The organism is Paracoccus sp. FO-3 (genome assembly GCF_006386455.1).
In the GTDB taxonomy this organism is placed as follows: Bacteria; Pseudomonadota; Alphaproteobacteria; order Rhodobacterales; family Rhodobacteraceae; genus Paracoccus; species Paracoccus versutus.
The window spans coordinates 23918-48062 of record NZ_VCBQ01000025.1; the positions used below are offsets into that span (position 1 = coordinate 23918).

The 24145-nt window shown below is 70.3% G+C and carries 21 protein-coding genes and 1 tRNA gene; 18 read left to right on the forward strand and 4 right to left on the reverse strand.

Translation table 11 applies throughout. The features are described 5' to 3' along the window. Positions 1-39: 39 nt before the first annotated feature. The 4 genes from dctP to FE811_RS27415 all read left to right on the forward strand — a co-directional run bounded on the left by dctP (position 40) and on the right by FE811_RS27415 (position 4231). Positions 40-1068, forward strand: a complete 1029-nt coding sequence (dctP, locus tag FE811_RS09275) for a TRAP transporter substrate-binding protein DctP (protein ID WP_181180841.1) — start codon at positions 40-42, stop codon at positions 1066-1068. Between the two features lie 188 nt (positions 1069-1256). Then, on the forward strand, positions 1257-3212 hold the full coding sequence (gene selB, locus FE811_RS09280) for a selenocysteine-specific translation elongation factor (RefSeq protein WP_166435381.1): 1956 nt from the start codon (positions 1257-1259) through the stop codon (positions 3210-3212). Continuing rightward, the gene (locus FE811_RS09285) at positions 3209-4126 is read left to right on the forward strand and encodes an NAD(P)/FAD-dependent oxidoreductase (RefSeq protein WP_140847276.1); all 918 of its coding nucleotides are present in this window, start codon (positions 3209-3211) and stop codon (positions 4124-4126) included. Before selB ends, FE811_RS09285 begins: the two co-directional genes overlap by 4 nt. Before the next feature lie 11 nt (positions 4127-4137). After that, a tRNA-Sec gene (locus FE811_RS27415) sits at positions 4138-4231 on the forward strand. 282 nt (positions 4232-4513) lie between these two features. Here FE811_RS27415 and FE811_RS09290 read toward each other — a convergent pair. Further along, positions 4514-4714: a hypothetical protein gene (locus FE811_RS09290; protein WP_114536667.1), complete on the reverse strand. Its 201-nt coding sequence runs from the start codon at positions 4712-4714 to the stop codon at positions 4514-4516. Between the two features lie 87 nt (positions 4715-4801). Between FE811_RS09290 and FE811_RS09295 the strand changes: the two genes are divergently transcribed. Next, positions 4802-5020, forward strand: coding sequence for an RNA polymerase sigma factor (locus FE811_RS09295; protein ID WP_244294864.1), 219 nt, complete (start codon positions 4802-4804; stop codon positions 5018-5020). Between the two features lie 55 nt (positions 5021-5075). Here the strand turns inward: FE811_RS09295 and pdxY are convergent, their stop codons facing one another. Further along, complete coding sequence (gene pdxY, locus FE811_RS09300; RefSeq protein ID WP_072462259.1) at positions 5076-5912, reverse strand: pyridoxal kinase; 837 nt, start codon at positions 5910-5912, stop codon at positions 5076-5078. Then, a complete protein-coding gene (locus FE811_RS09305; protein WP_116220649.1) occupies positions 5909-6661 on the reverse strand; it encodes an MOSC domain-containing protein in 753 nt (250 codons plus the stop codon). The genes pdxY and FE811_RS09305 overlap by 4 nt, the downstream gene beginning before the upstream one ends. 220 nt (positions 6662-6881) lie before the next feature. On the opposite strand from FE811_RS09305, the gene FE811_RS09310 reads away from it, so the two are divergent. From FE811_RS09310 to FE811_RS09340, 7 genes are all read left to right on the forward strand, one after another. Further along, positions 6882-7472: an ANTAR domain-containing response regulator gene (locus FE811_RS09310; RefSeq protein WP_036753460.1), complete on the forward strand. Its 591-nt coding sequence runs from the start codon at positions 6882-6884 to the stop codon at positions 7470-7472. Then, entirely contained in the window at positions 7463-8635 is a 1173-nt protein-coding gene (locus tag FE811_RS09315) for a CmpA/NrtA family ABC transporter substrate-binding protein (protein WP_116220650.1), read from the forward strand. Before FE811_RS09310 ends, FE811_RS09315 begins: the two co-directional genes overlap by 10 nt. A 288-nt stretch (positions 8636-8923) precedes the next feature. Next, positions 8924-10132 (forward strand): nitrate/nitrite transporter, encoded by a 1209-nt coding sequence (locus FE811_RS09320; protein ID WP_116220651.1) that lies wholly within the window; start codon positions 8924-8926, stop codon positions 10130-10132. Between the two features lie 15 nt (positions 10133-10147). Beyond that, positions 10148-12580: a nitrite reductase large subunit NirB gene (nirB, locus tag FE811_RS09325; RefSeq protein WP_116220652.1), complete on the forward strand. Its 2433-nt coding sequence runs from the start codon at positions 10148-10150 to the stop codon at positions 12578-12580. Further along, on the forward strand, positions 12577-12912 hold the full coding sequence (nirD, locus tag FE811_RS09330; protein ID WP_036753448.1) for a nitrite reductase small subunit NirD: 336 nt from the start codon (positions 12577-12579) through the stop codon (positions 12910-12912). Before nirB ends, nirD begins: the two co-directional genes overlap by 4 nt. Before the next feature lie 11 nt (positions 12913-12923). Further along, entirely contained in the window at positions 12924-13781 is an 858-nt protein-coding gene (locus tag FE811_RS09335; protein ID WP_116220653.1) for a formate/nitrite transporter family protein, read from the forward strand. 8 nt (positions 13782-13789) lie between these two features. Next, complete coding sequence (locus FE811_RS09340; protein WP_116220654.1) at positions 13790-16393, forward strand: nitrate reductase; 2604 nt, start codon at positions 13790-13792, stop codon at positions 16391-16393. A 14-nt stretch (positions 16394-16407) separates the two neighbouring features. Here the strand turns inward: FE811_RS09340 and FE811_RS09345 are convergent, their stop codons facing one another. Next, positions 16408-17511: an ABC transporter ATP-binding protein gene (locus FE811_RS09345; protein WP_116221663.1), complete on the reverse strand. Its 1104-nt coding sequence runs from the start codon at positions 17509-17511 to the stop codon at positions 16408-16410. 92 nt (positions 17512-17603) lie between these two features. Between FE811_RS09345 and FE811_RS09350 the strand changes: the two genes are divergently transcribed. From FE811_RS09350 to FE811_RS09375, 6 genes are all read left to right on the forward strand, one after another. Further along, on the forward strand, positions 17604-18617 hold the full coding sequence (locus tag FE811_RS09350) for a Fe(3+) ABC transporter substrate-binding protein (RefSeq protein WP_036753436.1): 1014 nt from the start codon (positions 17604-17606) through the stop codon (positions 18615-18617). A 22-nt stretch (positions 18618-18639) separates the two neighbouring features. Beyond that, positions 18640-20283, forward strand: a complete 1644-nt coding sequence (locus FE811_RS09355; protein ID WP_116220655.1) for an iron ABC transporter permease — start codon at positions 18640-18642, stop codon at positions 20281-20283. Between the two features lie 53 nt (positions 20284-20336). Further along, positions 20337-20756: a hypothetical protein gene (locus tag FE811_RS09360; protein ID WP_116220656.1), complete on the forward strand. Its 420-nt coding sequence runs from the start codon at positions 20337-20339 to the stop codon at positions 20754-20756. A gap of 68 nt (positions 20757-20824) precedes the next feature. After that, the gene (locus tag FE811_RS09365; RefSeq protein ID WP_166435382.1) at positions 20825-21808 is read left to right on the forward strand and encodes a DUF1775 domain-containing protein; all 984 of its coding nucleotides are present in this window, start codon (positions 20825-20827) and stop codon (positions 21806-21808) included. Next, complete coding sequence (locus tag FE811_RS09370) at positions 21795-22427, forward strand: SCO family protein (protein ID WP_116221664.1); 633 nt, start codon at positions 21795-21797, stop codon at positions 22425-22427. Before FE811_RS09365 ends, FE811_RS09370 begins: the two co-directional genes overlap by 14 nt. A gap of 411 nt (positions 22428-22838) precedes the next feature. After that, on the forward strand, positions 22839-24116 hold the full coding sequence (locus FE811_RS09375; RefSeq protein WP_036753426.1) for an ABC transporter substrate-binding protein: 1278 nt from the start codon (positions 22839-22841) through the stop codon (positions 24114-24116). Positions 24117-24145: the final 29 nt, after the last annotated feature.

Below are 24145 nucleotides of genomic sequence, written 5' to 3' on the forward strand. Positions count from 1 at the left end.
CCAGGCCCCGGCCGGCGAAGACAGATCAGGGAGGACATCATGATTTCATGGAAAGCCGTGTTCCGACAGGGCAGCCGCCTCGCCGGTCCCGCCGCGGCGCTGGCGCTGCTGGCCGGGCCCGCGATGGCGGAGGACACGATCACGCTGAAGGTCGCGCATCTGCTGCCGGCGGATGTCTATATCTGGAAGCAGGGCGGCCAGGTCATGACGGACGAGATCACCGCCAGGACCGGCGGCCGCGTCCGCTTCGAGGTCTATCCGGCGGGCCAGCTGGGCAAGGACATGCTGTCGGTGCTGTCCTCGGGCATCGCCGACATCGCCTTCTTCGTCCCGCAATATTCCCCCGACAAGCTGCCGCTTTCGACCGCGGGCGAGCTGCCGGGGCTTTACGATTCGTCCTGCGAAGGCACGCATATGGTCTGGGACATCGTGAAGCCCGGCGGCCTTCTGGGCGACAGCGAATACAAGGCGCAGGGCATGCGCGTGCTTTTCGCCAACGTGATCCCGCCCAACGTGCTGATGACCACCAGGGTCCGGCCCGAGGGGATCGAGGCGATCAAGGGGCTGAAGATCCGCGCGAACGGCAATGCCGTCGGCAAGACCGCCAGCCAGCTGGGCGCCGTGCCGATCCAGGCCCCGGTGGGCGAGCTTTACGATTCGCTCAGCCGCGGGACCATCGACGGGACGTTCTATCTCTATGTCAGCCTGCCCGACTTCGACCTGGAGAACCTGCTGAAATACTCGGTCCACGGCCCGCGCTTCGGCGGCAACCTGGTCGGCTTCGCCATCAGCGAGGCCAGCTGGAACAAGCTGCCCGAGGACGTGCGGCAGATCGTGGCCGAGGCCGGGCTGAAGGCGCAGGACCAGCTTTGCAGCTACGAGGATCGCGAAACCCTGGTGATCCGCGACCGGATCGTGGCCGAGAACGGCCATAGCGTCGTCGAGCTGACCCCCGAGCAGATCGTCCAGTTCGAGGAGAAATTCGAGGGCGTGGTCGCCGCCTGGGCGCAGGACATGACCAAGGCCGGGCTGGACGCGCAATCCGTGCTGGATGCGCTGAAGCAATAGCCCTGGGGGCGCGGTCCCCGTGCGGGATGGGCCAGGGGTGGCCGCGATGCCCCCGTGGCCCGCGCGGCCCGCCGGGGCCGGACGCAAGCCGGATCATCGACAACAATGGAGCGTGCCATGGTTTCCCGCAGCGCCATCTTTCTGCGCAACGGCCTGCCGCATCGGGCCCGGCCCGTGGCGGGGCGGCCATGATCGTCGCCACGGCCGGCCATATCGACCACGGCAAGACCACGCTGGTCCGTGCCTTGACCGGGATGGAGACCGACAGGCTGAAAGAGGAAAAGGCCCGCGGCATCTCGATCGAGGTCGGCTTTGCCCATCTGCCGCTGGACGACGGCCGCATGCTGAGCTTCATCGACGTGCCGGGGCACGAGCGCTTCATCCGCAACATGCTGGGCGGGGTCTATGCCGTGGGCCATGCCCTGCTGGTGGTGGCGGCCGACGACGGGGTGATGCCGCAGACCCGCGAGCATCTGCATATCCTCGGCCTGCTCCGGCTGCGCGACGGCACGGTGGTCATCACCAAATGCGACCGGGCCGGCCCCGACAGGATCGCGCAGGTCCGCGCCGAGGTCGACGAGCTGCTGGAAAGCGCGGGCTTCCCGCCCATTCCGCAGATCGCCGTCTCGGCACCGACCGGCGCGGGGATCGGGGCGCTGCGGCATCGGCTGGCCGAGGTCGCCGCCCTGGAAAGCCCGCCGGAACGGCAGGATGGTGCCTGGCCGCGCTTTGTCGTGGACCGCGTCTTCGTCGCCGCCGGCAGCGGCACGGTCCTGCGCGGCACCCTGCTGGCGGGAGAGGTGCGGATCGGCGACAGCCTGCAGGTCAGCCCCGCCGGCATCCGCGGCCGGGTGCGCAAGCTGCAGCGCCACGGCCAGCCGGTCGAGCTGGTCCGCGCGGGCGAGCGTTGCGCGATCAACCTGGCCAATCTCGACCATGCCTCGGTGGCGCGTGGCGATTGGCTGGTTCACCCCGAGGCCGATCACGTGACCGACCGCATCGACGTGCGCATCCGGGTTCTGCGGGGCGAGGCGCGGGCCCTGGCGCATTGGACGCCGCTGCATCTGCATATCGGCGCCGCCGACATCCCGGCCCGGCTGGCGCTGCGCCGCGGCGGCGCCATCGAGGCCGGGCAGGAGGCGCTGGCGCAGCTGCGGCTGGATCGCCCGGTCCATGCCGCGCATGGCGACCGGCTGATCATCCGCGACCAATCGGCCAGCCGGACCATCGGCGGCGGCTTCGTGGTCAATCCCTTTCCGCCCTCTCGCCGCAGCCGGCGGATCGCGGTTTTGCAGGCGCTGGACGGCCGCGACCGGCGGGCGGGCTTGCTGGCGCTTCTGGACGGCCTGCCGGACGGGGTGCCGATGGACTGGTTCGCCCGCATCCACACCATGCCGCTGCCGCAGGCGCTGGAGCTGCTGCCCCAGGGGGCGCCGCTGACCAGGACGCGCATCCCCACCGCCTTTTCCTTCCTGCGCGCCGAGCGGCTGGGCCTGCGCGCTGCCGAGGCGGTGGCGCGCTTTCACGCCGCCCGGCAGGATGCCAAGGGGATCGAGTTGAGCCGGCTGCACAAGGAAATCGCGCCCGGACAGGAGGCCGAGGTCTTTGCCGACCTGGTCCGGCAATGCGCCGCGGGTTGGGGGCTGGAACTGGTCGGCTCGCAATTGCGGCTGGCCGGCTTCGATTCCACGGCAAACCCGCAGGACAAGCAAAGCTGGTCGCTGATCTGGCCGATCCTGGAAGATGCCGGCTTCCAGATCCCCAGCGCCCGCGAACTGTCGGTCCAGACCAGCATCCCCTTGCAGAAGGTCCGCGACCTGCTTCACCGCAAGGCCGCCCTGGGCGAGGCGGTAAAGATCACGCCCGAGCGCTTTGCCCTGCCCGAAACCGTCGAGACGCTTGCCCGCAAGGCGGCCGAGACGGCGCGGCGGTCCGCGGACGGGCTGTTCAGCGCTGCGGACTACCGCGACGTGATCGGGACCGGGCGCGCCCTTGCCATCGAGATCCTGGAATGCCTGGACCGGCAGGGGGTCACGCTTCGCCAGGGCAATGTCCGCTTGCTGCGGGCCGGGCATGACGCGACGGCCGCGGCCGCGGCCGGGCCGGCGCATCCACCCCGCATCCAGAACAGGAGAACGAGATGAGCAATCCCTACGACATCTTCATCATCGGCTCCGGCGTCGCCGGCATGGCGGCGGCCGGGCAGGCCGCGCAACGGGGGCTCAGGGTCGCGCTGGCCGAAGGCGGCATGTTCGGCGGGCTGGTGCTGAACATCAACAGGCTCTGGCCCGGCCCCGAGGGCATGCCGGAATCCGGCGTCGACCTGTCGGCCGAGCTGATGATGCGCGCCACCGAGCTGGGGGTGGAAAACATCCCCGAACATGTGACCGCCATCGAGGCGGGCGAAGGCGGCGGCTGGACCGTCGTCACCGGCGCCGCACGCCACGCCGCGCGCAGCGTGATCGTCGCCAGCGGCGCCAGCCACCGCGCGCTCGGCATCCCCGGCGAGGCCGAGTTCGAGCATCGCGGCGTCTCGCATTGCGCCGATTGCGACGGCCCGATGGTGCGCGGCAAGCCCGGCATGGTGGTGGGCGGCGGCGATTCCGCCCTGCAGGAGGCGCTGATCCTGGCCGAATACTGCCCGGTCGTGCATCTGGTCCATCGCGGCGACCGCTTTACCGCGCGGCCGGATTTCGTCGAGGCGGTCGGGGCCGCTGCGCCGATCTCGGTCCGCTTCGGCACCGTGGTCGAGGCGCTGGAGGGCGCGGGCGGGCTTTCCCATGCCCGGCTGCGCGACCTGCGCAGCGGCGCCCAGGACCGGGTCGAGGTGCAGGGCTTCTTCGCCATGGTCGGGCTGGTGCCGAATACGGGCTTCCTGCCGCCGGGCGCGGTGCAGGGCCAGGAACCGCTGGCCGTCGACGACCATCTCGAGACATCGTTGCCGGGTATGTATGCCATAGGTGCGGTGCGCGCGGGGTTTGGCGGCGAGGTCGGCCATGCGCTGGAAGATGCGAACCGGGCCGTGGCGGCGATCTGCGCCCGGCTGCAGGCCGCCTGAGGGGCGGCGATGGAAGGGAAGCGTTCCTGGTGGGGCGGCCGGATTTCAAATCCGGTTGAGGCTGCGTCAGTCTTTGGTGGGTTCGACTCCCACTCCCTTCCGCCAATCGCCTTGCCGGAGGGTCCGGCGCAGGCCGGCCTGCCGGGCCGGGCCCCTGCCTGCGGATCCGGCTTTGCAGGTGTAGCGCGTCAAAAAACCGGCGCTTTGCGTCAAAAAAAACCGGCGCGGATGAAGGGAGGTTGAAGGCGCCTTCAAGCCTCGATCCTCGGCCAGCTATGCGCCAGACGCATGACGCGTCACCAAGATCGGCCCCCGTACCGCTCGCAGGGAGCCCTCCGGCGGGGGGCGTTGCAGCACGGTCTCCGGCTTGGTCCGTCCGCTGACAGCCTAGGCCCGCCCCTCATCCACCAGAGTCATCAGCGCCCGCTGTGCCGTCTCAGTGGCGCAGGTCGAGCCGCGCAGCCAGCGGCCCAGCGTCTGCTCTGTGGTGTGCAGCCGCGGCGCGGCAGCATAGGCGCTGCCGCCGTGCCGACCGATCCAGTCGCGCAGCACCTCGGCGAAGGGGCGGGGGTCAGATATTGGGGTCACGATATGCCTCACGCGCCCAATCGACTAGCCCGCGCGTGAATGCGTCGAACTCTGCCTCCGTCATCCTGGTGACGTGGCGGTGATCCGATGACGACGCTCGGCGCCAGGCCTCCGCCTTGCTGTTCGATATTTCGAGGCGAGCCGGACAAGACGCGGCGGATCTTCGTTCTGCACCGCATCCGGGGCCTTAGCTATCGCGAGGTGGCACAGCATATGGCGCTGTCGGAAAGCTCGGTGCAAAAGCACCTGGCGCGGGCGCTCTTCGAGGTCACGTGCCGGTTGCGGGAATACGAGGACGGCCGATGAAGGCGCAATCCGGCAAGGGCGCGCCGGCCGGCAATTCCGCCGCCAGGGCGCGGCTTCAGGCCCCCAGCAGCGCCATGCGGAAATCGCGGTCGCACAGGACGACCTCCTTCGTTCCCAGCGCCGCCGCGCGCATCAGCGCCCGCGAGGTCTGGACCTGCGCATATTCGACCGCCTGCGCCAGGCTGCGCCCGCTTCCCAGCGCCGCGGCGACAAGGCCGGCGAACAGGTCTCCGGTTCCCGCCATGGCCAGCGGCAGGTGCGGCGTCGGGTGGCGCGACAGGCCCTCGGGACCGTGGATCACGCTTTCCAGCATGTCCGGCGCCGTCTCGCGCAGCTTGCAGCCGGTGACGATCAGCCGCGCCTCGGGGGCCATGCGCAGGGCGCGGGCGGCGCGGGGGATGTCGGCCAGTTCCGCGATGGGCTGGCCGGTCAGCCAGGCGACCTCGAACGGGTTGGGCGAGGCGATGTCGGCCATGGGCAGCAGCCGGTCGCGGAAGGTGTCGGCGATCTCCCTGGGCACATAAAGCCCCGGCTGCTCGTCGCCCAGCACCGGATCGCAGTAATAGCGCAGCCGCGGGTTCGCCGCCTTGGCGCGGGCGACGAAATCGGCGGTCAGCCGCGCCACCTCGACCGAGCCGATATAGCCGGTCAGCAGGAAATCCGCGCGCTCGGGCAGGCCGCGGTCCCAGGCGCCCTGCAAGAGGTCGGCGAAGAAATCGCCCGGCAGGGCCCGGCCGCGCAGGGTCGGGTAATCCGGCGTGTTGGAAAAGATCACCGTCGGGATCGGCGCCACCTCCAGCCCGGCGGCCAGCATCGGAAAGACCGCGGCGGAATTGCCGACATGGCCCATGACCACCTGGCTCTGGATCGAGATCACCAGCGGCCGGCTCATGCGCTGCCCTCCAGCCGCCTGGACCAGTCCTCGACCCGCCCGCTCTCCAGCCGGCGGATGGCGTAGCGCCGCCAGCCCTCGGCCAGCACGTCGAGCCCGGCGATGCCCTGCAGCTCGCCCAGGTTCAGCCGGTCCACGTAAAGCGCATGCCACAGCCGGCCGAGCGTCCATTCCGGCGCCACCCGGTCGACCAGCTCCAGCCGGTCGCCGGGGGCGACCACGCCGGGCTGCAGGATGCGGTAATACCAGCCGGTGCGGCCGCTTTCCTGCACGCGCCGCGCCATGTCCGCGACCCCGAAGCGGCGATTCAGCTTCCAGCAGGGCTGCCGCCCCTGCGAGACCTGCACCAGCGCCGTGCCCAGCCGGAAGATGTCGCCCACCGCGACCTCCGCCTCGGTCGGCCCCTCGGTCGAGATATTCTCGCCAAAGGCGCCGGGCGCCCCCAGCAACCCCATGATTTCTCCGTTTTCCAAATACCCCACGGGGGTCCGGGGGTGTGAAACCCCCGGTGCTTCGGCCGGGCGCAGCCGCCCAAGTTCCTCGCGCCAGGCCGCATAATGATCGAAAGGATAGTGATGCACGGCCTTTTCCGGCCCGCCATGCACGCGGCGGTCGGCCTGTTCGTCGCCTTCGAGCCCCTCCGGGCCAAGCGCCAGCGGCCGGTCCACCGGGCGCTTGTCGATGCCGCTTTTCTGGTCGCTTCCGGGCAGGGGGGCGGCCTTGCCCGTCAGCAGGATGATCTCTGGCATGGTGTCCCTCTGCTCGCGCGTCGCCGCCAGATTAGCCAAACCCCCGCCAGGCTCAAGGGAGCGGGCGCGGCAACCTTCCTGCCCGCCCCTTGGGCAGAGCCGCCCGAAAACTGCCCGCCGGGCGGGCAGATCCCGCGCGGGGCGGCACGGCGACGGGGTGATGCGTTGCGGGCGTGCGGCTGCGATGGCACCTGCAAGGGCGGCACAGATCAGGAAGCAGATGGACAAGCGCCTTTCCATCGTCGTCATCGAGCCCGACCCCGAGCGCGCCGCCCCGATCGTGGACGGGCTGCGCGAGATCGGCGACCACGACATCCGCATCATCTCCGAGGAAACCGGGCTGGCGCGCCATATCGCCGAATGCCGGCCCGACATCGTGCTGATCGACCTGGCCAACCCCTCGCGCGACGTGCTCGAGGAGCTGGCGCTGGCCTCGGGCCCGACCGAGCGGCCGGTGGCGATGTTCGTGGACCGCTCGGACGAGCATCTGACGCGGGCGGCGGTCGAGGCCGGCATCTCGGCCTATGTCGTGGATGGGTTGCGGCCGGACCGGATCAAGCCGGTGCTGGACGCGGCCATCGCGCGCTTTCACATGTTCCAGCGCATGCGCGCCGAACTGGCCGCGACCCGCGCCGCGCTGGAGGAGCGCAAGGTGATCGACCGCGCCAAGGCGGTGCTGATGAAGGCGCGCGGCATCGACGAAGAGGCCGCCTATGCGCTGTTGCGCAAGACGGCGATGGACCAGGGCAAGCGCGTGGCCGAGATCGCGCAGCAGCTGGTCCTTGCCGCGGGGTTGCTCTCATGCCGCTGACGTCCCTGCGCCTTGGCTATGTGCCGCTGATCGACGCCGCGCCCCTGATCGTGGCGCGCGAGCTGGGCTTTGCCGCCGAAGAGGGGCTGGAATTCCAGCTGCTGCGCCTGGGCGCCTGGGCGCAGGCCCGCGACATGCTGGGCGCCGGGCTGATCGAGGCGGCGCATATGCTGGTGCCGATGCCGGTCGCGCAGGCGCTGGGTCTGGGCCCGGCGCTGCCGGAGCTGGACCTGGCGATGTTCCTGTCGCAGGGCGGGCAGGCGGTCGCGGTCAGCGCCGCCCTGGCCGCCAGGATGCGCGAGCAGGGCCACGACTTCGACTTCCGCGATGCCCGCAAGGCCGCCCATGCGCTGCATGAGGCCGCGCCCGGCCGGCTGCGGGTGGGCGTGCCCTTCCATTTCTCGACCCAGCTGGAACTGATCCGGCACTGGCTGGGCGCCAGCGGCTTCAGCCCGGCCCTGGAGGTCGTGACCGTGCCGCCGCCGCTGATGGCCGAATCCATGGCCGCGGGCGAGGTCGATGCCTTCTGCGTCGGCGAGCCCTGGGCGTCGAGCGCGGTGGACCGCGGCCTTGCCTCGCTGCTCTTGCCGGGCACCGCGATCTGGGCCTCGCCGCCGGAAAAGGGGCTGGTGCTGCGCCGCGACTTCACCGAAGGCCAGCCGCAGCTGACCGGCGCGCTGATGCGGGCGGTCTGGCGCGCCGGGCGCTGGCTCGACGAGCCCGAGAACCGCGATACCGCCGCCGAGATCCTGTCGCGGCGCGAATACCTGGACCTGCCGACCGAACTGGCCGAGCGCGGGCTGACCGGGCGGCTGCAGGTCACGCCCTCGGGCGAAATCCGCCATGTGCCGGGCTTCATCGCCTTCCATGCCGGGGCGGCGAACTTCCCCTGGAAAAGCCTGGCCGCCTTCTTTGCGCAGCGCATCGCCGCGCGGCATGGGCTGGACCCGGCGCCGGCGATGGAAAAGGCGATGGCGCATTTCCGCACCGATCTTTATCGCCAGCACCTGCGCGAGGCGGGGGCGGCGCTGCCCGGCGCCTCGGCGCGGCTGGAAGGCGCGCTGGCCGAGGACCGCGAGGTCGCGGCCGAAAAGGGCCAGATGATTCTGCGCGCCGATGCCTTCTTCGACGGCACCATCTTCGAGCCCCCTTTCGCCGGCTGAGCGTTTCGCGGGCAGGCCGGGCGCGATGCTGCCCGGCTTTCGGGCGGAACGGGCGGCGGATGCTGCGATGCCGCATCAAGGCTTGATCCGGCCGGCATCCTGACCCAATCTGGTCCCATGGCCCGGCGCAATGGCGTGCCACCGGCCCGCTCGCAATGATGCGGCACGGATTCCCGCAAGGGCGCGGAAATCCCTCCCCTCCGAAAGCGCAGTCCCGCTGCGGCGTCCCGCCGCCCTGGCCGCGCGCTTTCCGACAGCCTTCGCCATCAGCAACGCATCGGAGCCACCATGCCCGCCGTTTCCCCCGTTCCGCCCTCCGAGGCCAGCCGCGCGCTGGGCCTCTCGACCTTCGCCTTCACCATCTGCTTCGCGGTCTGGACGATCTTCTCGATCATCGGCCTGCAGATCCGCGAGCAGCTTTCCCTGACCGAGACCCAGTTCGGCCTGCTGATCGGCCTGCCGATCCTGACCGGCTCGCTGGTGCGCATCGCGCTGGGCGTGCTGACCGACCGGCTGGGCGGGCGGCGCGTCTATACGCTGACCATGCTGGCCGCCGCCGGCGCGACCTTCCTTCTGTCCCATGCCTCGACCTGGCCGCAGATGCTGCTGGCGGCGCTGGGCGTCGGGCTGGCCGGCGGCTCCTTCGCCGTGGGCGTCGCCTATGTCTCGCGCTTCTATGCCGAGGGGCGGCAGGGCACGGCGCTGGGCATCTTCGGGGTCGGCAATGTCGGCGCCGCCGTGACCAAGTTCGCCGCGCCCTTCGTCATGCTGGCGCTGGGCTGGCAGGCGACCGCGCAGATCTGGGCCGGCGCGCTGGCGCTGACCGCGATGCTGTTCTGGCTTTTCAGCAAGGACGATCCCGTCACCGCCGCAGGGGCCGGCCGCAAGGCGCCGCTGCGCGCCGAGTTCGCGCCGCTGCGCCAGGTCCGGGTCTGGCGCTTCTCGGCCTATTACTTCTTCAGCTTTGGCGGCTTCGTGGCGCTGGCGCTGTGGCTGCCGCATTACCTGACGCAGGTCTACGGCTTCGACATCGCCACCGCCGGCATGATCGGCGCGGCCTATTCCATCCCCGGCTCGATCTTTCGCGCTTATGGCGGGGTGCTGTCGGACCGGATCGGCGCGCGGACGGTGATGTATGCGACCTTCGCCGTCTCGCTGGCCGCGACCGGGATCCTTTCGATCCCCTCGGGCGTGCCGGTGCCGGTCTTCCTGGCGGTGATCTTCGTCCTGGGCTTCTTCATGAGCCTGGGCAAGGCCGCCGTCTACAAGCACATCCCCAGCTATTACCCCGGCCATGTCGGCGCGGTGGGCGGGCTCGTCGGCATGATCGGCGGCCTGGGCGGGTTCCTGCTGCCGCTGCTTTTCGGCTGGCTGCGCGACCAGACCGGGCTGTGGTCCAGCTGCTTCATGGCGCTGTTCCTGCTGGTCGGGGCCTGCGCGCTCTGGATGCATGCCTCGATCCGCCAGATGGGCCGCGCGCCCCTGCAAGCCGCCTGAGAAAGGAGTCACGCGATGAAGAAACTCGTCGTCATCGGCGCCGGCATGGCCTCGGGCCGCCTGCTGGAGCAGCTGTTCGAGGCCGCGCCCGGCGAATGGCATGTCACCCTGTTCAACGCCGAGCCGCGCGGCAACTACAACCGGCTGATGCTGTCGCCGGTCCTGTCGGGCGAAAAGACCTATGAGCAGATCGTCACCCATGACGCGGACTGGTATGCCGCGCATGGCGTCGACTGCCGCTTTGGCGAGCCGGTGGTCAGGATCGACCGGGCCAATCGCGCCGTCTATTCCAACACGGGCGGCGCGCCCTATGACGCGCTGGTCATCGCCACCGGCTCGGCGCCCTTCATCATCCCGGTGCCGGGCAGCGACCTGCCGGGCGTCGTGACCTATCGCGACCTCGAGGACACCAATGCGATGATCGAGGCCGGCGTCGCCGGCAAGGACGCGGTGGTGATCGGCGGCGGGCTGCTGGGCCTTGAGGCCGCGGCCGGCATGGCGGCGCGGGGGGCCAGCGTCACCGTCGTCCACCTGATGGGCCACCTGATGGAGCGGCAGCTGGACCCCGCCGCCGGCTACCTGCTGCAGCGCGACCTGGAGCGGCGCGGCATCAAGGTGCATTGCAAGGGCGCGACCAAGGCCATCCTGGGCCACGACCGGGCCGAGGCCGTGCTGCTGGAGGACGGCACCGTCCATGCCGCCGACCTGGTCTGCATGGCCGTCGGCATCCGCCCCGAGGTGCGGCTGGCCAATGACGCGCATCTGGAGGTCGAGCGCGGCATCGTCGTCGACGACGCCCTGCGCACCAGCGACCCGCATATCTTCGCGCTCGGCGAATGCGTCGAGCATCGCAGCCAGGTCTTTGGCCTTGTCGCGCCGCTTTACGACCAGGCCAAGGTGCTGGCCCGGACCCTGCTGGGCGAGGAAGCCGCGTTCCGCCCGGTGCAGACCGCGACCAAGCTGAAGGTGACGGGCTGCGACCTCTACAGCGCCGGCGATTTCGCCGAAGGCGAGGGGCGCGAGGACATCGTCTTTCGCGACCCCGGCCGCGGCATCTACAAGCGGCTGGTGCTGGAGAACGACCGCATCATCGGCGTCGTCATGTATGGCGACACCGCCGACGGCAACTGGTTCTATGGGCTGATGAAGGACGAAACCGACATCAGCGAGGTGCGCGACACGCTGATCTTCGGCCCGGCCTTCCAGGGGGGGACCACGCTGGACCCTATGGCGGCCGTTGCAGCCTTGCCACCTGAGGCGGAGATCTGCGGCTGCAACGGCGTTTGCAAGGGCACCATCGTCGATGCCGTTCTGGGCGGCGCCCACACGCTGGACGCCGTGCGCGCCTGCACCAAGGCGTCGGGATCGTGCGGCACCTGCACCGGGCTGGTCGAGCAGGTGATGAAGCTGACCCTGGGCGACGGCTTCGTCGCGCCCGTCCCCGCCGGCATGTGCAAATGCACCGACCACAGCCACGAGGACGTGCGGCGGCTGATCCGCTCGATGGGGCTGAAGTCGATCCCGGCCGTCATGCAGGAGCTGGGCTGGAAGACCGTGGGCGGCTGCCATTCCTGCCGCCCGGCGCTGAACTATTACCTGCTGGCCGAATACCCGCTGGACTATCGCGACGACCGCCAGTCCCGCTTTGTCAACGAGCGGAACCACGCCAATATCCAGAAGGACGGCACCTATTCGGTGGTGCCGCGCATGTGGGGCGGTGTCACCACGCCGGGCGAGCTGCGCGCCATCGCCGACGCGGCCGAGAAATATGCCGTGCCCATGGTCAAGGTCACGGGCGGGCAGCGCATCGACCTGCTGGGTGTGCGCAAAGAGGATCTGCCGCATATCTGGGCCGACCTGAACGCGGCCGGGCTGGTCTCGGGCCACGCCTATTCCAAGGGGCTGCGCACGGTGAAGACCTGCGTCGGCAGCGAGTTCTGCCGCTTCGGCACCCAGGATTCGACCGGGCTGGGGATCAGGCTGGAAAAGCTGCTCTGGGGGTCCTGGACGCCGCACAAGGTCAAGCTGGGCGTCTCGGGCTGCCCGCGCAACTGCGCCGAGGCGACCTGCAAGGACGTGGGCGTGATCTGCGTCGACTCGGGCTACCAGATCAGCGTCGCCGGCGCCGCCGGGATGGAGGTGAAGGAGACCGAGCCCCTGGCCTCGACCCCCTCCGAGGACGAGGCGGTCGAGATCATCACCGCCTTCGTCCAGCTTTACCGCGAACATGCGCGCTATCTGGACCGGCCCTATAAATGGGTGGCGAAGGTCGGGCTCGACTGGGTGAAGGCGCAGGTCGCGGACCTGCCGACCCGCCGCGCGCTGGTCGAGCGCTTCGAGGTCAGCCAGTCGGTCTATCGCCGCGACCCCTGGGCCGAGCATTCCACCACCACCGAGACGCCCAAATGGGCGCCCCTTGCCGATCTGACCCTGGAGGCCGCGGAATGACCATCTTTGTCGACATCGGAGCCCTGGACGACATCCCCCGCCAGGGCGCGCGGGTGATCCGCACCGCGCAGGGCTGCGTCGCGGTGTTCCGCACGCTGGACGACCGGGTCTTTGCCCTGGACGACCGCTGCCCGCACAAGGGCGGCCCGCTGTCCGAGGGCATGGTTCATGGCGATCGCGTGACCTGCCCGCTGCACAACTGGGTGTTCGACATGAACTCGGGCGCCGCGCAGGGCGCCGACGAGGGCGCGGTCCGCACCTGGCCCGTTCGCGTCGAGCGGGGCCGCGTCCTGATCAGCGCCGAACTCGTCTCCCGCTCGAACGCCGCCTGAGGAGTTGCATCATGTCCTACGTCAATCCTGCTGATTTCGCGAAGAAAATGATCGATGCCGGCGAGGCCAAGGTCTTCATGTCCACCAAGGACACCCTGATCCGCGCCTATATGGCCGGGGCGATCCTGGCGCTGGCGGCGGCCTTTGCCGTGACCGTCACCGTGAACACGGGCGAGCCGCTGATCGGCGCGCTGTTGTTCCCGGTCGGCTTCTGCATGCTCTACCTGCTGGGCTTCGACCTGCTCACCGGGGTGTTCACGCTGGTGCCGCTGGCGCTGATCGACCGCCGGCCGGGGGTGACGCCGCGCGGCATGCTGCGCAACTGGGGGCTGGTGTTCGCCGGCAATTTCGCCGGCGCCTTCACCGTCGCGGTCTTCATGGCGGTCATCGTCACCTTCGGCTTTTCCGAGGCGCCGAACGCGGTCGGCGAAAAGATCGGCCATATCGGCGAGGGGCGGACGCTCGGCTATGCCGCCCATGGCGCGGCGGGGATGCTGACGCTGTTCATCCGCGCGGTCATGTGCAACTGGATGGTCTCGACCGGCGTGGTCGCGGCGATGATGTCCACCACCGTCTCGGGCAAGGTCATCGCCATGTGGATGCCGATCCTGGTCTTCTTCTACATGGGGTTCGAGCATTCCATCGTGAACATGTTCCTGTTCCCGGCCGGGCTGCTTCTGGGCGGGCAGTTCACCATCATGGACTACATGATCTGGAACGAGATCCCGACCGTGCTGGGCAACCTGGTCGGCGGGCTGACCTTTGTCGGCGCGATGATCTATGCCACGCATCACAAGACCTCGCCCCGCCGCGCGGCGGATGCGGATGCCGGTGCCCGCCCCGAAGCCCCCGCCGTTCCCGCCGAGTGAGGGCCCCGATGCAGACCATCCGCACCACCTGTCCCTATTGCGGCGTGGGCTGCGGCGTGCTGGCCGCGCCGGACGGCCGCGGCGGGCTGGGCATCGCCGGCGACCCCGCGCATCCGGCGAACAAGGGCCGGCTCTGCGTCAAGGGCTCGGCGCTCGGCGAGACGGTCGGCCATGCCGGCCGGCTGCTCGCCCCGCGCATCCACGGGCGCGAGGCCGGCTGGGACGAGGCGCTGGACCTGGTCGCGCGCCGATTCACCGAAACCATCGCCGAACACGGGCCGGATTCGGTCGGCTTCTACGTCTCGGGGCAGCTCCTGACCGAGGATTACTATGTCGCCAACAAGCTGATGAAGGGCTTCATCGGCTCGGGCAACATCGACACCAATTCGCGGCTTTGCATGGCCTCGGCGGTGGCGGGGCACCGGCGGGCCTTCGGCTCGGACACGGTGCCGGGGCTCTACGAGGATCTGGAGCTGGCCGATACGGTGGTGCTGGTCGGCTCGAACCTGGCCTGGTGCCATCCGGTGCTTTACCAGCGGCTGGCCGCGGCGCGCGAGGCGCGGGGCACGCGGGTCGTGGTGGTCGATCCGCGCCGCACCGCGAGTTGCGACATCGCCGACCTGCATCTGCCGCTGGCGCCGGGTTCGGATGCGGCGCTGTTCAACTTGCTGCTGGCGGAAATCGGCAGAAGATCAGAGATCTGCGCCGACAACCTGGAAGGAATCGAGGATGCCATGACTGCGGCGCGCGAGACGCTGCCCTCGGCCACCGGGCTGGCGCACAGCCAGATCAGGCAGTTCCTCGACCTGTGGCTGCACAGCGACAAGGTGGTGACGGTCTGGTCGCAGGGCGTGAACCAGTCCGACAGCGGCACCGACAAGGTGAACGCGATCCTGAACTGCCACCTGGCCAGCGGCCGCATCGGCCGGCCGGGCATGGGCCCGTTCAGCGTCACCGGCCAGCCCAACGCCATGGGCGGGCGCGAGGTCGGCGGGCTCGCCAACATGCTGGCCTGCCACCTGGAGATCGAGAACCCCGCGCATCGCGCGGCGGTGCGCGGTTTCTGGAACGCGCCCCGCATGGCCGAGCGGCCGGGGCTGAAGGCCGTGGACATGTTCCGCGCGGTCGAGGACGGCCGGATCAAGGCGCTGTGGATCATCTGCACCAACCCCGCCGTGACCATGCCCGAGGCCGACCGCGTCGCCCGCGCCATCGCCGGCTGCGATTTCGTCGTGGTCTCGGACATCATGGCGCGGACCGACACCACGCGGCTGGCGCATGTCCTGCTGCCGGCGACCGGCTGGGGCGAAAAGGACGGCACGGTGACGAATTCGGAACGCCGCATCAGCCGCCAGCGCCGGACGCTTGCCCCCGCGGGCCAGGCGCGCGACGACTGGCGCATCCTGGCCGAGGTCGGGCGCCGCATGGGCTGGCCGGGGGCCTTCGGCTGGACCAGCCCGGCGCAGGTCTTTGCCGAACATGCCGCGCTGTCGGGCATCGCGGGCGGGTTGGGCAGCGATTTCGACATCTCGGCCCATGCCGGCATCGCCCAGGCGGAGTATGACGCGCTGGAGCCCTTCCTGTGGCCGCAATCGGCGCGCCGGCAGGGCGGGCGCTTCTTTGGCGACGGGCGGTTCCATACGCCCTCGGGTCGCGGGCGGCTGGTCGCGGTCACGCCGCGCGTGCCGCAGCCGGCTGGCGCGGATCGTCCGTTCCAGCTGAATACCGGCCGGGTGCGCGATCATTGGCACACGATGACCCGCACCGGCCTGTCGCCGCGCCTGTCGCGCCACCTGGCCGAGCCCTTCCTGGAGCTGCATCCCGGCGATGCCGCCCGGCTGGGCCTGGCGCCCGCCAGCCTGGCCGAGGTCGTAAGCCCGCATGGCCGCGCCGTGCTGCGGGTGCTGGTCAGCGACCGCGTGGCGCCGGGCCATCCCTTTGCGCCGATGCATTGGACGGGCGAGACCGCGCCCTCGGGCCGGGTCGATGCGCTGGTGCCGGGGACGGTCGATCCGGTCTCGGGCCAGCCGGCGCTGAAATCGGCGGCGGTGGCGATCCGGCCCCTTGCCGCGCGCTGGTTCGGCTTTGCCGTCTCGGCGGGTCCGATCCGCCCGGATTGCGCCTATTGGGCGCGGGCCACGCTGCCGCGGGGCGAGCAGGCCGAACTGGCCGGGCTGGAGCCGGTGCAGGACTGGACCGCCCATGCCCGCGCGCTGTTCGGCCTGCCGGACGAGCCGCTGGTGCTGCATGACCGCGCCCGCGGGCAGGTGCGGCTGGCCTTCCTGCGCGAGGGCCGCTTGCAGGCGGCGCTGTTCGTCGCGCCCGAGCCGGTGGGCCTGTCGCGCAGCCATGTCGCGGCGCTGCTGGGCGAAAGCGGGGCCGAGGCGCTGGCCGGCCGCCCCGGCGCCGACCGCCCGGACGAAGGCGCGCTGGTCTGCGCCTGCTTCGGCATCGGGGTGAACAGCATCGTGCGGGCCATCGCCACCCAGGCCCTGACCTCGGTCGAGGCGGTGGGGCAGGCGCTGCGGGCGGGCACCAATTGCGGCTCGTGCCGGCCCGAGATCCGCGCGCTGCTGGAGGCCGGCACCGCCCGCCGCACCGCCGCCGAATAGGGAATGGGCCGCGCCTATGCGCCGTCGCCGGCAAAGACCATGGCGCTGCCGGGCTGGACTGCGACGCGGATCAGGCTGCCCGGCGCGGGCAGGACCAGGCCGGGGATGCGGGATTTCATCGCCGCGCCGCCGGGTTCCAGCCGGATCTCGATCAGGCTTTCGCGGCCCAGATAGCGCGCGCGCTCGACCCGCGCCGGGGTGCCGCCGGCCTCGGCCGGGACCAGGTGCTGCGGGCGGACGGCGACCTCGGCCCGGCTGCCCTCGGCAAGGCCGGGGGCGGGAAAGGCGCCCAGCACGGTCTGCACCCGCCCGCCCGCCACCCGTCCCGCGACGATGTTCAGGTCCGAGAAGAAGGCCGCCACGCCACGGTCGGCCGGGCGGTTGTAAAGCTCGTCCGGGCGGCCTTCCTGGATCAGCCGGCCCCGGCGCATGACGGCGATGCGATGGCCCATCAGCATCGCCTCTTCGGGGTCGTGCGTGACCATCACCACTGCGGTTTCGGTTTCGCGCAGCAGGTCCAGCGCCGCGTCGCGCACCCCGTCGCGCAGCCGGTGGTCGAGGCTGGAGAAGGGCTCGTCCATCAGCATCAGGCAAGGGCGCGGCGCCAGGGCCCGGATCAGCGCCACGCGCTGCTGCTCGCCGCCCGAAAGCTCGTGCGGGTATTTCGCGGCATGGCCGGACAGGCCCACGCGCTCCAGCAGCGCGGCGATCCGGTCGCGGTCCTGCCGCGCCGGGCCGCGCAGGCCGAAGCCGACATTCGCCGCCACGTCCAGATGCGGGAACAGCGCGAAATCCTGGAACACCATGCCGACCGGCCGGCGTTCGGGCGGAAGGAAGGCGCCGGCGCCCGACATCGGCCGGCCGGCGATGCGGACGGCGCCGGAATCGGGCCGCTCGATGCCCGCGATCATGCGCAGCGTGGTGGACTTGCCGCAGCCCGAAGGGCCCAGCAGGCATGTCACCTGGCCCGGCGCCACGCGAAAGCCGACATCCTCGACCGCCGCCACGCCGGCGAAGCGGCGGCACAGCGCCTCGACCTCCAGCATGGGCAGGGACGGGGTGGCATCTGGCGCATCCACCTGGCTGGCCCAGTCGGGAGGGCTGGCGAATTGGTTCATCGGCATCCCTTCGTGACCGCAACCGCATGAGAATAGTTTACATTACTAATTAGTTTAGTAAACATGTCGAGAAATCGCAAGGAGGACAGGGAATGCGTGTCGGACTATCTGGAGTGATCGGTGTCCTGTTGGCGGCACAGGCCGTCGCCGCAAGTGCCCAGGAATTGAACCTTTACACCACGCGCGAGCCGAATCTGATCGAGCCGCTGCTGGCATCGTTCAGCGAAACCACCGGGGTGAAGGTCAATACGATCTTCCTCAAGGACGGCCTGCCCGAGCGGGTCGAGCAGGAAGGCGACGCCTCGCCCGCCGACGTGCTGATGACCGTGGACATCGGCAACCTGGTCGACCTGGTCGACCGCGGCCTGACCCAGCCGGTCGAATCCGAGGTGCTGGCCGCCGCCATCCCCGAGAACCTGCGCGACAAGGACGGCAACTGGTTCGCGCTGTCGCAGCGGGCGCGGGTGCTTTACGCCGACAAGGATCTGGACCTGGCGAGCTTTACCTACGAGGATCTGGCCAAGCCGGAATGGAAGGGCAAGGTCTGCATTCGTTCGGGGCAGCATCCCTATAACGTGGCGCTGACCGCCTCCTACATCGTGCATCACGGCGAAGAGGCCGCCAAGGCATGGCTGGAAGGCGTCAAGGCGAACCTGGCCCGCACCGCCGGCGGCGGCGACCGCGACGTGGCGCGCGACATCATGGGCGGCATCTGCGAGATCGGCATCGCCAATTCCTATTACGTCGGGCTGATGCGCAGCGGTGCCGGCGGCCCCGAGCAGGAGGAATGGGTCAAGGCGATCAAGGTCATCCTGCCCACCTTCGAGGGCGGCGGCACGCAGGTCAACGTCTCGGGCGCGGCGGTGGCCAAGCACGCGCCGAACCGCGACCAGGCGGTGCAGCTGCTGGAATACCTGGTCTCGGACGAGGCGCAAAGGATCTATGCCGAGGCGAATTTCGAATATCCGGTCAAGCCCGGCGTCGCGGTCAGCCCGGTGATCGAGGACATGGCGGGGCTTCAGGTCGACGGCACCGACCTGACCGAGATCGCCCGCCAGCGCAAGGCGGCGAGCGAACTGGCCGAGGCGGTCGGCTTCGACAACTGAGCCCGCCGCGGGCGCAGGCCGCATGACCCCGGAACTGACACGAGCCCCCCGCGTCCGCGCGGGGATGGGCTGGCAGGCGGCGGCACTGGCCGTCGCCGCGCTTGTCCTGCTGCCGGTTCTGGCGCTGGGGCTGTTCGCGCTGCGGGGCAGTCCGGGGCTCTGGGCGCATCTGGTCAGCAACGTGCTGCCGGTGGCGGCGCGGCAGACGGTGATCCTGCTGGTCGGCGTCGGCGCCATCGTCGCCACGCTGGGCACGGTCACGGCCTGGCTGGTCGCGGCCTGCGACTTTCCGGGCCGGCGCTTCTTCGGCTGGGCGCTGCTGCTGCCGCTGGCGGTGCCGACCTATATCGTCGCCTATGCCTATCTGGACCTCTTGCACCCGGTCGGGCCGGTGCAGGGCGCGATCCGCGGCTGGCTGGGCTATTCCAGCCCGCGCGAGTTCCGCCTGCCCGACATCCGCTCGATGCCGGGCTGCATCCTGCTCTTGGGGCTGGTGCTTTACCCCTATGTCTACCTGCCGGTGCGGGCGCTGTTCGCCATGCAGGCCGGCAACCTGCTGGATGCGGGGCGGAGCCTGGGGGCGGGGCCGGTCGCCGGCTTCCTGCGCGTGGCCTTGCCGCTGGCCCGGCCCGCCGTCGCCATCGGCACGGCGCTGGCGCTGATGGAGGCGATGAACGACATCGGCGCGGCCGAGTTCCTGGGCGTGCGCACGCTGACCGTCTCGGTCTATTCGACCTGGATCAACCGCTCGGACCTGCCGGGGGCGGCGCAGATCGCGCTGGCGATGCTGGCCATCACCATGGCGCTGGTGATGCTGGAGCGCCGCGGCCGCCGGCGCCAGCGCTATGCCGCGGGCGCACAGCCCCTGCGGCGCACGCGCCTGCGCGGCTGGCGCGCCTGGGGGGCCACGCTGGTCTGCGCGCTGCCGGTGGCCCTGGGTTTCGCGGCGCCGGCCTGGTATCTGGTCGGTGCGGCCTGGGCGCGCTATCGCTTTGCCGGGCTTTCGCCGCGCATCATCGAAGAGGCCGGCAACACCGCCCTTTTCGCCGCGCTGGCGACGCTGGTCGCGCTGGTGCTGGGCCTGGTCGTGACCGGGGCGGCGCGGATGCGGCCGGGGCGCCTGACCCGCAGCATGGCGCGGCTTTCGACGCTGGGCTATGCGGTGCCGGGCACCATCCTGGCCATCGGGCTTTTGCCGGTGATCGCGCTGGCCGACCGGCAGATCGCCGCCGTCTCGCAGGCGCTGCTGGGCGCGGGGCCGGGGCTTTTGCTGCTGGGGTCGGGCGCGGCGCTGGTCTATGCCTATGTCGCGCGCTTCCTCGCCATCGCCACCGGCGGGATCGAGGCCGGGCTGAGCCGGGTGCCCGCCTCGCTCGACCATGCGGCGCGGACGCTGGGCCGCAGCCCCGGCCAGGTGTTCCGGCAGGTGCATGTGCCGATCTCGCGCCCGGCGCTGGCGGCCTCGGGGCTGTTGATCTTCGTCGATTGCGTCAAGGAACTGCCCGCCACGCTGCTGCTGCGGCCGCTGAACTTCGAGACGCTCTCGACCCATCTTTACGGCGAGGCGGCGCGCGGCACCTATGAGGACGCCGCCATCGCCGCGCTGATCATCGTCGTCATCGGCATCCTGCCGGTGATGGTGCTGGCGCGGACGATTCGCCGGTGATTGCGGCAGATTGTCCCTTTTCTCCGGCCCCGATTTCTGACAGGGCTGCGCCCATGCGGGGTCGAAGCGGACATCGGACGACGAGGCTTGGACGCGGCACGGCGCTGCGGCGCCTGTGCTGCTGGCTGGCGGTGCTGCCTTTCCTGCTGTTCTCGCTGATCCAGCCCGGCACCATGTTCGTCCGCGACGCGCAGGGCAGCGTCGCCGTCGTGCTGTGTTCGGGCGAGGGGCCGGTCCAGATGGCCGTGGCGGCCGATGGCAGCCTGGTCCCGGCGGACGAGATGCCGCATGGCGATCCCCATGCCTGCGATTGGGCGCCGCATGGCCAGCCGGCGCTGCAAGGGGTCGTCGCCGATGCGCCCCGGCCCATGGCGGCCGCGGCGCGGCTGGCGCTTTGGCCCGCACCGCCGGCCCCGCCGCATGCCTCGGCCCTGCCCGAGCCCTCGGCGCGGGGGCCGCCGCGCCTCATCTGACGGAATCCTGCTTCGGCAGCCGGCGGGCCAGGGCCCGGCGGTGCCTTTCCCATCAGATGAGAACGATCATGCAAAAACCTGTTTTCGCCGCGCTTTGCGCCACGCTTCTTGGCCTTGCGGCCGGTCCGGCCCTGTCCCATGCCACGCTGGAGAAATCCGAGGCCCCGGCCGGCGCCGCCTATCGCGCGGTGATCCGCATCGGCCACGGCTGCGACGGCCAGGCCACCCAAACCCTGCGGGTGCAACTGCCCGATGGCTTCTACAACGCCAAGCCCATGCCCAAGCCGGGCTGGGCGCTGGAGACGGTCAAGGGCGCCTATGCCAAGCCCTTCGACAACCACGGCACGCAGATGACCGAGGGCACGCGCGAAGTGATCTGGTCCGGCGGCGCGTTGCAGGACGACTGGTATGACGAATTCGTCATCCGCGGCACCCTTGGCGCGGATGTGGCGCCGGGCACGGTGCTGTATTTCCCGACCGTGCAGGAATGCGCGGATGGCAAGGCCGACTGGACCGACGTCTCGGGCAGCAAGGACGTGCCGAACCCCGCGCCGGGGCTGACGGTCATGGCGGGCAAGGCGGGTCACGGTCATGGACACGGGCAGGGCCAGGCCGATCAGGCGGCGGATGCCGGGCCGGTGGTCCTGGGCGACCTGTCGCTCAGCGGCGCCTTCAGCCGCGCGACGCCCCCCGGCGCGCCGGTGGCGGGCGGCTTCCTGACCATCGCCAACGGCGGGGCCGAGGACCGGCTGGTCGCGGCCCATGCCGATTTCGCCGGCCGCACCGAGATCCATGAGATGGCGATGGAGGGCGAGGTGATGCGGATGCGCCAATTGCCCGAGGGTCTGGCGATCCCGGCCGGCGCCACGGTTGAATTGAAACCCGGCGGCTATCACCTGATGTTCATGGAATTGAAACAGCCGCTGGTCGAGGGCGAGACGGTGAACGTCACGCTGAGCTTCGAGAAGGCGGGCGAGGTCAGCCTGCCGCTGGCGGTCGGGCCGCGCAATGCCGGGGCGGCGCATCAAGGGGGTGGCCATGGCGGGCACTAAGGGCAAGTCCGGGTTGAAACCGCTGCGCTATGCGCTTTGGGCGCTGGTCGTGCTGGCGCTGGCCGGCTTGGGCTGGTTCCAGTTCGTCTCGCCCCGCTCGGGTTCGGGCACGGGCTCGATCGCCGATGCCGGGACGGCGGCGCTGGGGCGGGGCGACTACCGGCTGGTGGCGACCGACGGCACCGAGTTCAGCCAGGCCGCGCTGAAGGGCCAGCCCTCGGCGGTGTTCTTCGGCTTCACCCATTGCCCGGACGTCTGCCCGACCACGCTGGGCGACGTCGCCAGCTGGCAGGAGGAACTGGGCGAGGACGGCAAGAAGCTGCGGGTGTTCTTCGTCACCGTCGACCCCGAGCGCGACACGGTCGAGGCGCTGCGCGAATACGTGTCCTGGGTGCCGGGGGTGGTCGGCGTCTCGGGCGCGCCCGAGGAGGTCGCCAAGGCGGTCAAGGCCTTCCGCATCTATGCCCGCAAGTCGCCGCTGGAAGGGGGCGACTACACCATGGACCATTCCTCGACCATGCTGCTCTTTGACGGCAATGGCGATTATGCCGGGCTGATCGGCTATCAGGAGGACCGCGAGCGCGCCCTGGCGAGCCTGCGCCGCCTGCTGAACGGCTAGAGCCCCCGCGGCGCCGGTTTCCGGCGCCGCTTTCCCCAATCCGGCGGGTCTGGCCGGTTTTCGTCTCCGAAATGTTTTGGAAACCCGCACGGCGGCCGATTCTTGGCCTAGCGCCGGTGATTCGGCCGCGAAAGCGCCCTTGGCGGCGAAATGCGCCCTGCGATGTTAGCGTATGACATCCGCCGCCCCGCCCGGTCGCCGCGACACCCGCAGCGCCGATACGGTTTTCCCCAGGAAATGCATGGTTTTTTGCCACCTGTCGGAGGTTTCCGGCGGGGTCTGCCGGAATTATTGACCGGATCGGCCGGATGCGGTAGGAAATTCCCGAAAGGTTTCGGAACGGGGCGCAGGCAGGGGCGCCCGATGCTGCGAACGGTGCTGGGAGGCACCTTTACCAAGGGGAGGATGAGGATGGGAAAAATCAGCCGGGGCGCGCTGCGCCCGGTCGCATTGGCCGCGCTGCTGGGCAGCATCGCGCTGCCTGCCGTGGCGGACGAGCTGTTCTATGTCGCCGGCGGCGTGGGCAAGCAGGCCGAGCATTTCAAGGATCTGGTCAAGCCTTGGGAGGAACGCACCGGCCACACGGTGACGCTGGTGCCGATGCCGCAGTCCAGCTCGGACCAGTTCGCGCAATACCGGCTGTGGCTGGCGGCGGGGACGGCGGATGTGGACCTCTATCAGACCGACGTGATCTGGGCGCCGCAGCTGTCCGAATATTTCGTCGACCTGTCCGAGGCGGCCAAGGACATCCTGGGCGAGCATTTCCCCTCGGTCATCGAAAGCCAGACCTCGGACGGCAAGCTGGTGGCGCTGCCGCTTTATACCGATGCCCCGGCGCTTTACTACCGCACCGACCTGCTGGAGAAATACGGCAAGCCGGTGCCCAAGACCTGGGCCGAGCTGACCGAGACCGCCAAGCTGGTCCAGGACGGCGAGCGCGCCGAAGGCCAGGGCGACCTGTGGGGCTTCGTCTGGCAGGGCAATGCCTATGAGGGGCTGACCTGCAACGCGCTGGAATGGGTGAAGTCCTTTGGCGGCGGCCAGATCGTCGAGGCGGACGGCACCATCTCGATCAACAATCCGCAGGCGGTGGCGGCGCTGGAACTGGCGGCCGGCTGGATCGGCACCATCAGCCCGCGCGGCGTGCTGGCGCACAAGGAAGAAGAGGCGCGCGGCGTCTGGCAGACCGGCAATGCCGTCTTCATGCGCAACTGGCCCTATGCCTTCGCGCTGAGCGCGGGCGCGGACAGCGCGGTCAAGGGCAAGTTCGACGTGGCGCCGCTGCCCGCCGGCACCGAAGAGGCCGGCTCGGCCGCGACCCTGGGCGGCTGGAACGTCGCGGTGTCGAAATTCTCGACCAAGCAGGAGGCGGCGGTCGACCTGGCGCTTTATCTCGCCTCGGCCGAGGCGCAGAAGCGCCGCGCGCTGCTGGACGGCAACCTGCCGACCGTGGTCGCGCTTTACGACGACCCCGAGATCGCCGAGGCGGTGCCGCTGATCCCGCGCTGGAAAGAGGTCTTCGCCGATGCGGTGCCGCGCCCGTCGGGGCCGACCAAGAGCAAGTATAACGAGGTCTCGTCGAAATTCTGGTCGGCCGTGCATGACACGCTGTCGGGCAACGGCACCGCGGCCGAGAACCTGGAACTGCTGGAGCTGGACCTGAGCGACATGCAGGGTTCGGGCTGGTAAGGCGCTTGGCGGGGGCCGGCGCGCAAGCC

Coding starts and splice junctions, on each gene's coding strand:
- FE811_RS09355 (WP_116220655.1), top strand. CDS start 18,640: ATGACCCCGGAACTGACACGAGCCCCCCGCGTCCGCGCGGGGATGGGC.
- FE811_RS09310 (WP_036753460.1), top strand. CDS start 6,882: ATGGACAAGCGCCTTTCCATCGTCGTCATCGAGCCCGACCCCGAGCGC.
- FE811_RS09370 (WP_116221664.1), top strand. CDS start 21,795: ATGGCGGGCACTAAGGGCAAGTCCGGGTTGAAACCGCTGCGCTATGCG.
- FE811_RS09340 (WP_116220654.1), top strand. CDS start 13,790: ATGCAGACCATCCGCACCACCTGTCCCTATTGCGGCGTGGGCTGCGGC.
- nirD (WP_036753448.1), top strand. CDS start 12,577: ATGACCATCTTTGTCGACATCGGAGCCCTGGACGACATCCCCCGCCAG.
- FE811_RS09350 (WP_036753436.1), top strand. CDS start 17,604: ATGCGTGTCGGACTATCTGGAGTGATCGGTGTCCTGTTGGCGGCACAG.
- FE811_RS09305 (WP_116220649.1), bottom strand. CDS start 6,661: ATGCCAGAGATCATCCTGCTGACGGGCAAGGCCGCCCCCCTGCCCGGA.
- FE811_RS09360 (WP_116220656.1), top strand. CDS start 20,337: ATGCGGGGTCGAAGCGGACATCGGACGACGAGGCTTGGACGCGGCACG.
- nirB (WP_116220652.1), top strand. CDS start 10,148: ATGAAGAAACTCGTCGTCATCGGCGCCGGCATGGCCTCGGGCCGCCTG.
- FE811_RS09375 (WP_036753426.1), top strand. CDS start 22,839: ATGGGAAAAATCAGCCGGGGCGCGCTGCGCCCGGTCGCATTGGCCGCG.
- dctP (WP_181180841.1), top strand. CDS start 40: ATGATTTCATGGAAAGCCGTGTTCCGACAGGGCAGCCGCCTCGCCGGT.
- FE811_RS09365 (WP_166435382.1), top strand. CDS start 20,825: ATGCAAAAACCTGTTTTCGCCGCGCTTTGCGCCACGCTTCTTGGCCTT.
- FE811_RS09295 (WP_244294864.1), top strand. CDS start 4,802: ATGACGACGCTCGGCGCCAGGCCTCCGCCTTGCTGTTCGATATTTCGA.
- pdxY (WP_072462259.1), bottom strand. CDS start 5,912: ATGAGCCGGCCGCTGGTGATCTCGATCCAGAGCCAGGTGGTCATGGGC.
- FE811_RS09285 (WP_140847276.1), top strand. CDS start 3,209: ATGAGCAATCCCTACGACATCTTCATCATCGGCTCCGGCGTCGCCGGC.
- FE811_RS09320 (WP_116220651.1), top strand. CDS start 8,924: ATGCCCGCCGTTTCCCCCGTTCCGCCCTCCGAGGCCAGCCGCGCGCTG.
- selB (WP_166435381.1), top strand. CDS start 1,257: ATGATCGTCGCCACGGCCGGCCATATCGACCACGGCAAGACCACGCTG.
- FE811_RS09335 (WP_116220653.1), top strand. CDS start 12,924: ATGTCCTACGTCAATCCTGCTGATTTCGCGAAGAAAATGATCGATGCC.
- FE811_RS09315 (WP_116220650.1), top strand. CDS start 7,463: ATGCCGCTGACGTCCCTGCGCCTTGGCTATGTGCCGCTGATCGACGCC.
- FE811_RS09345 (WP_116221663.1), bottom strand. CDS start 17,511: ATGAACCAATTCGCCAGCCCTCCCGACTGGGCCAGCCAGGTGGATGCG.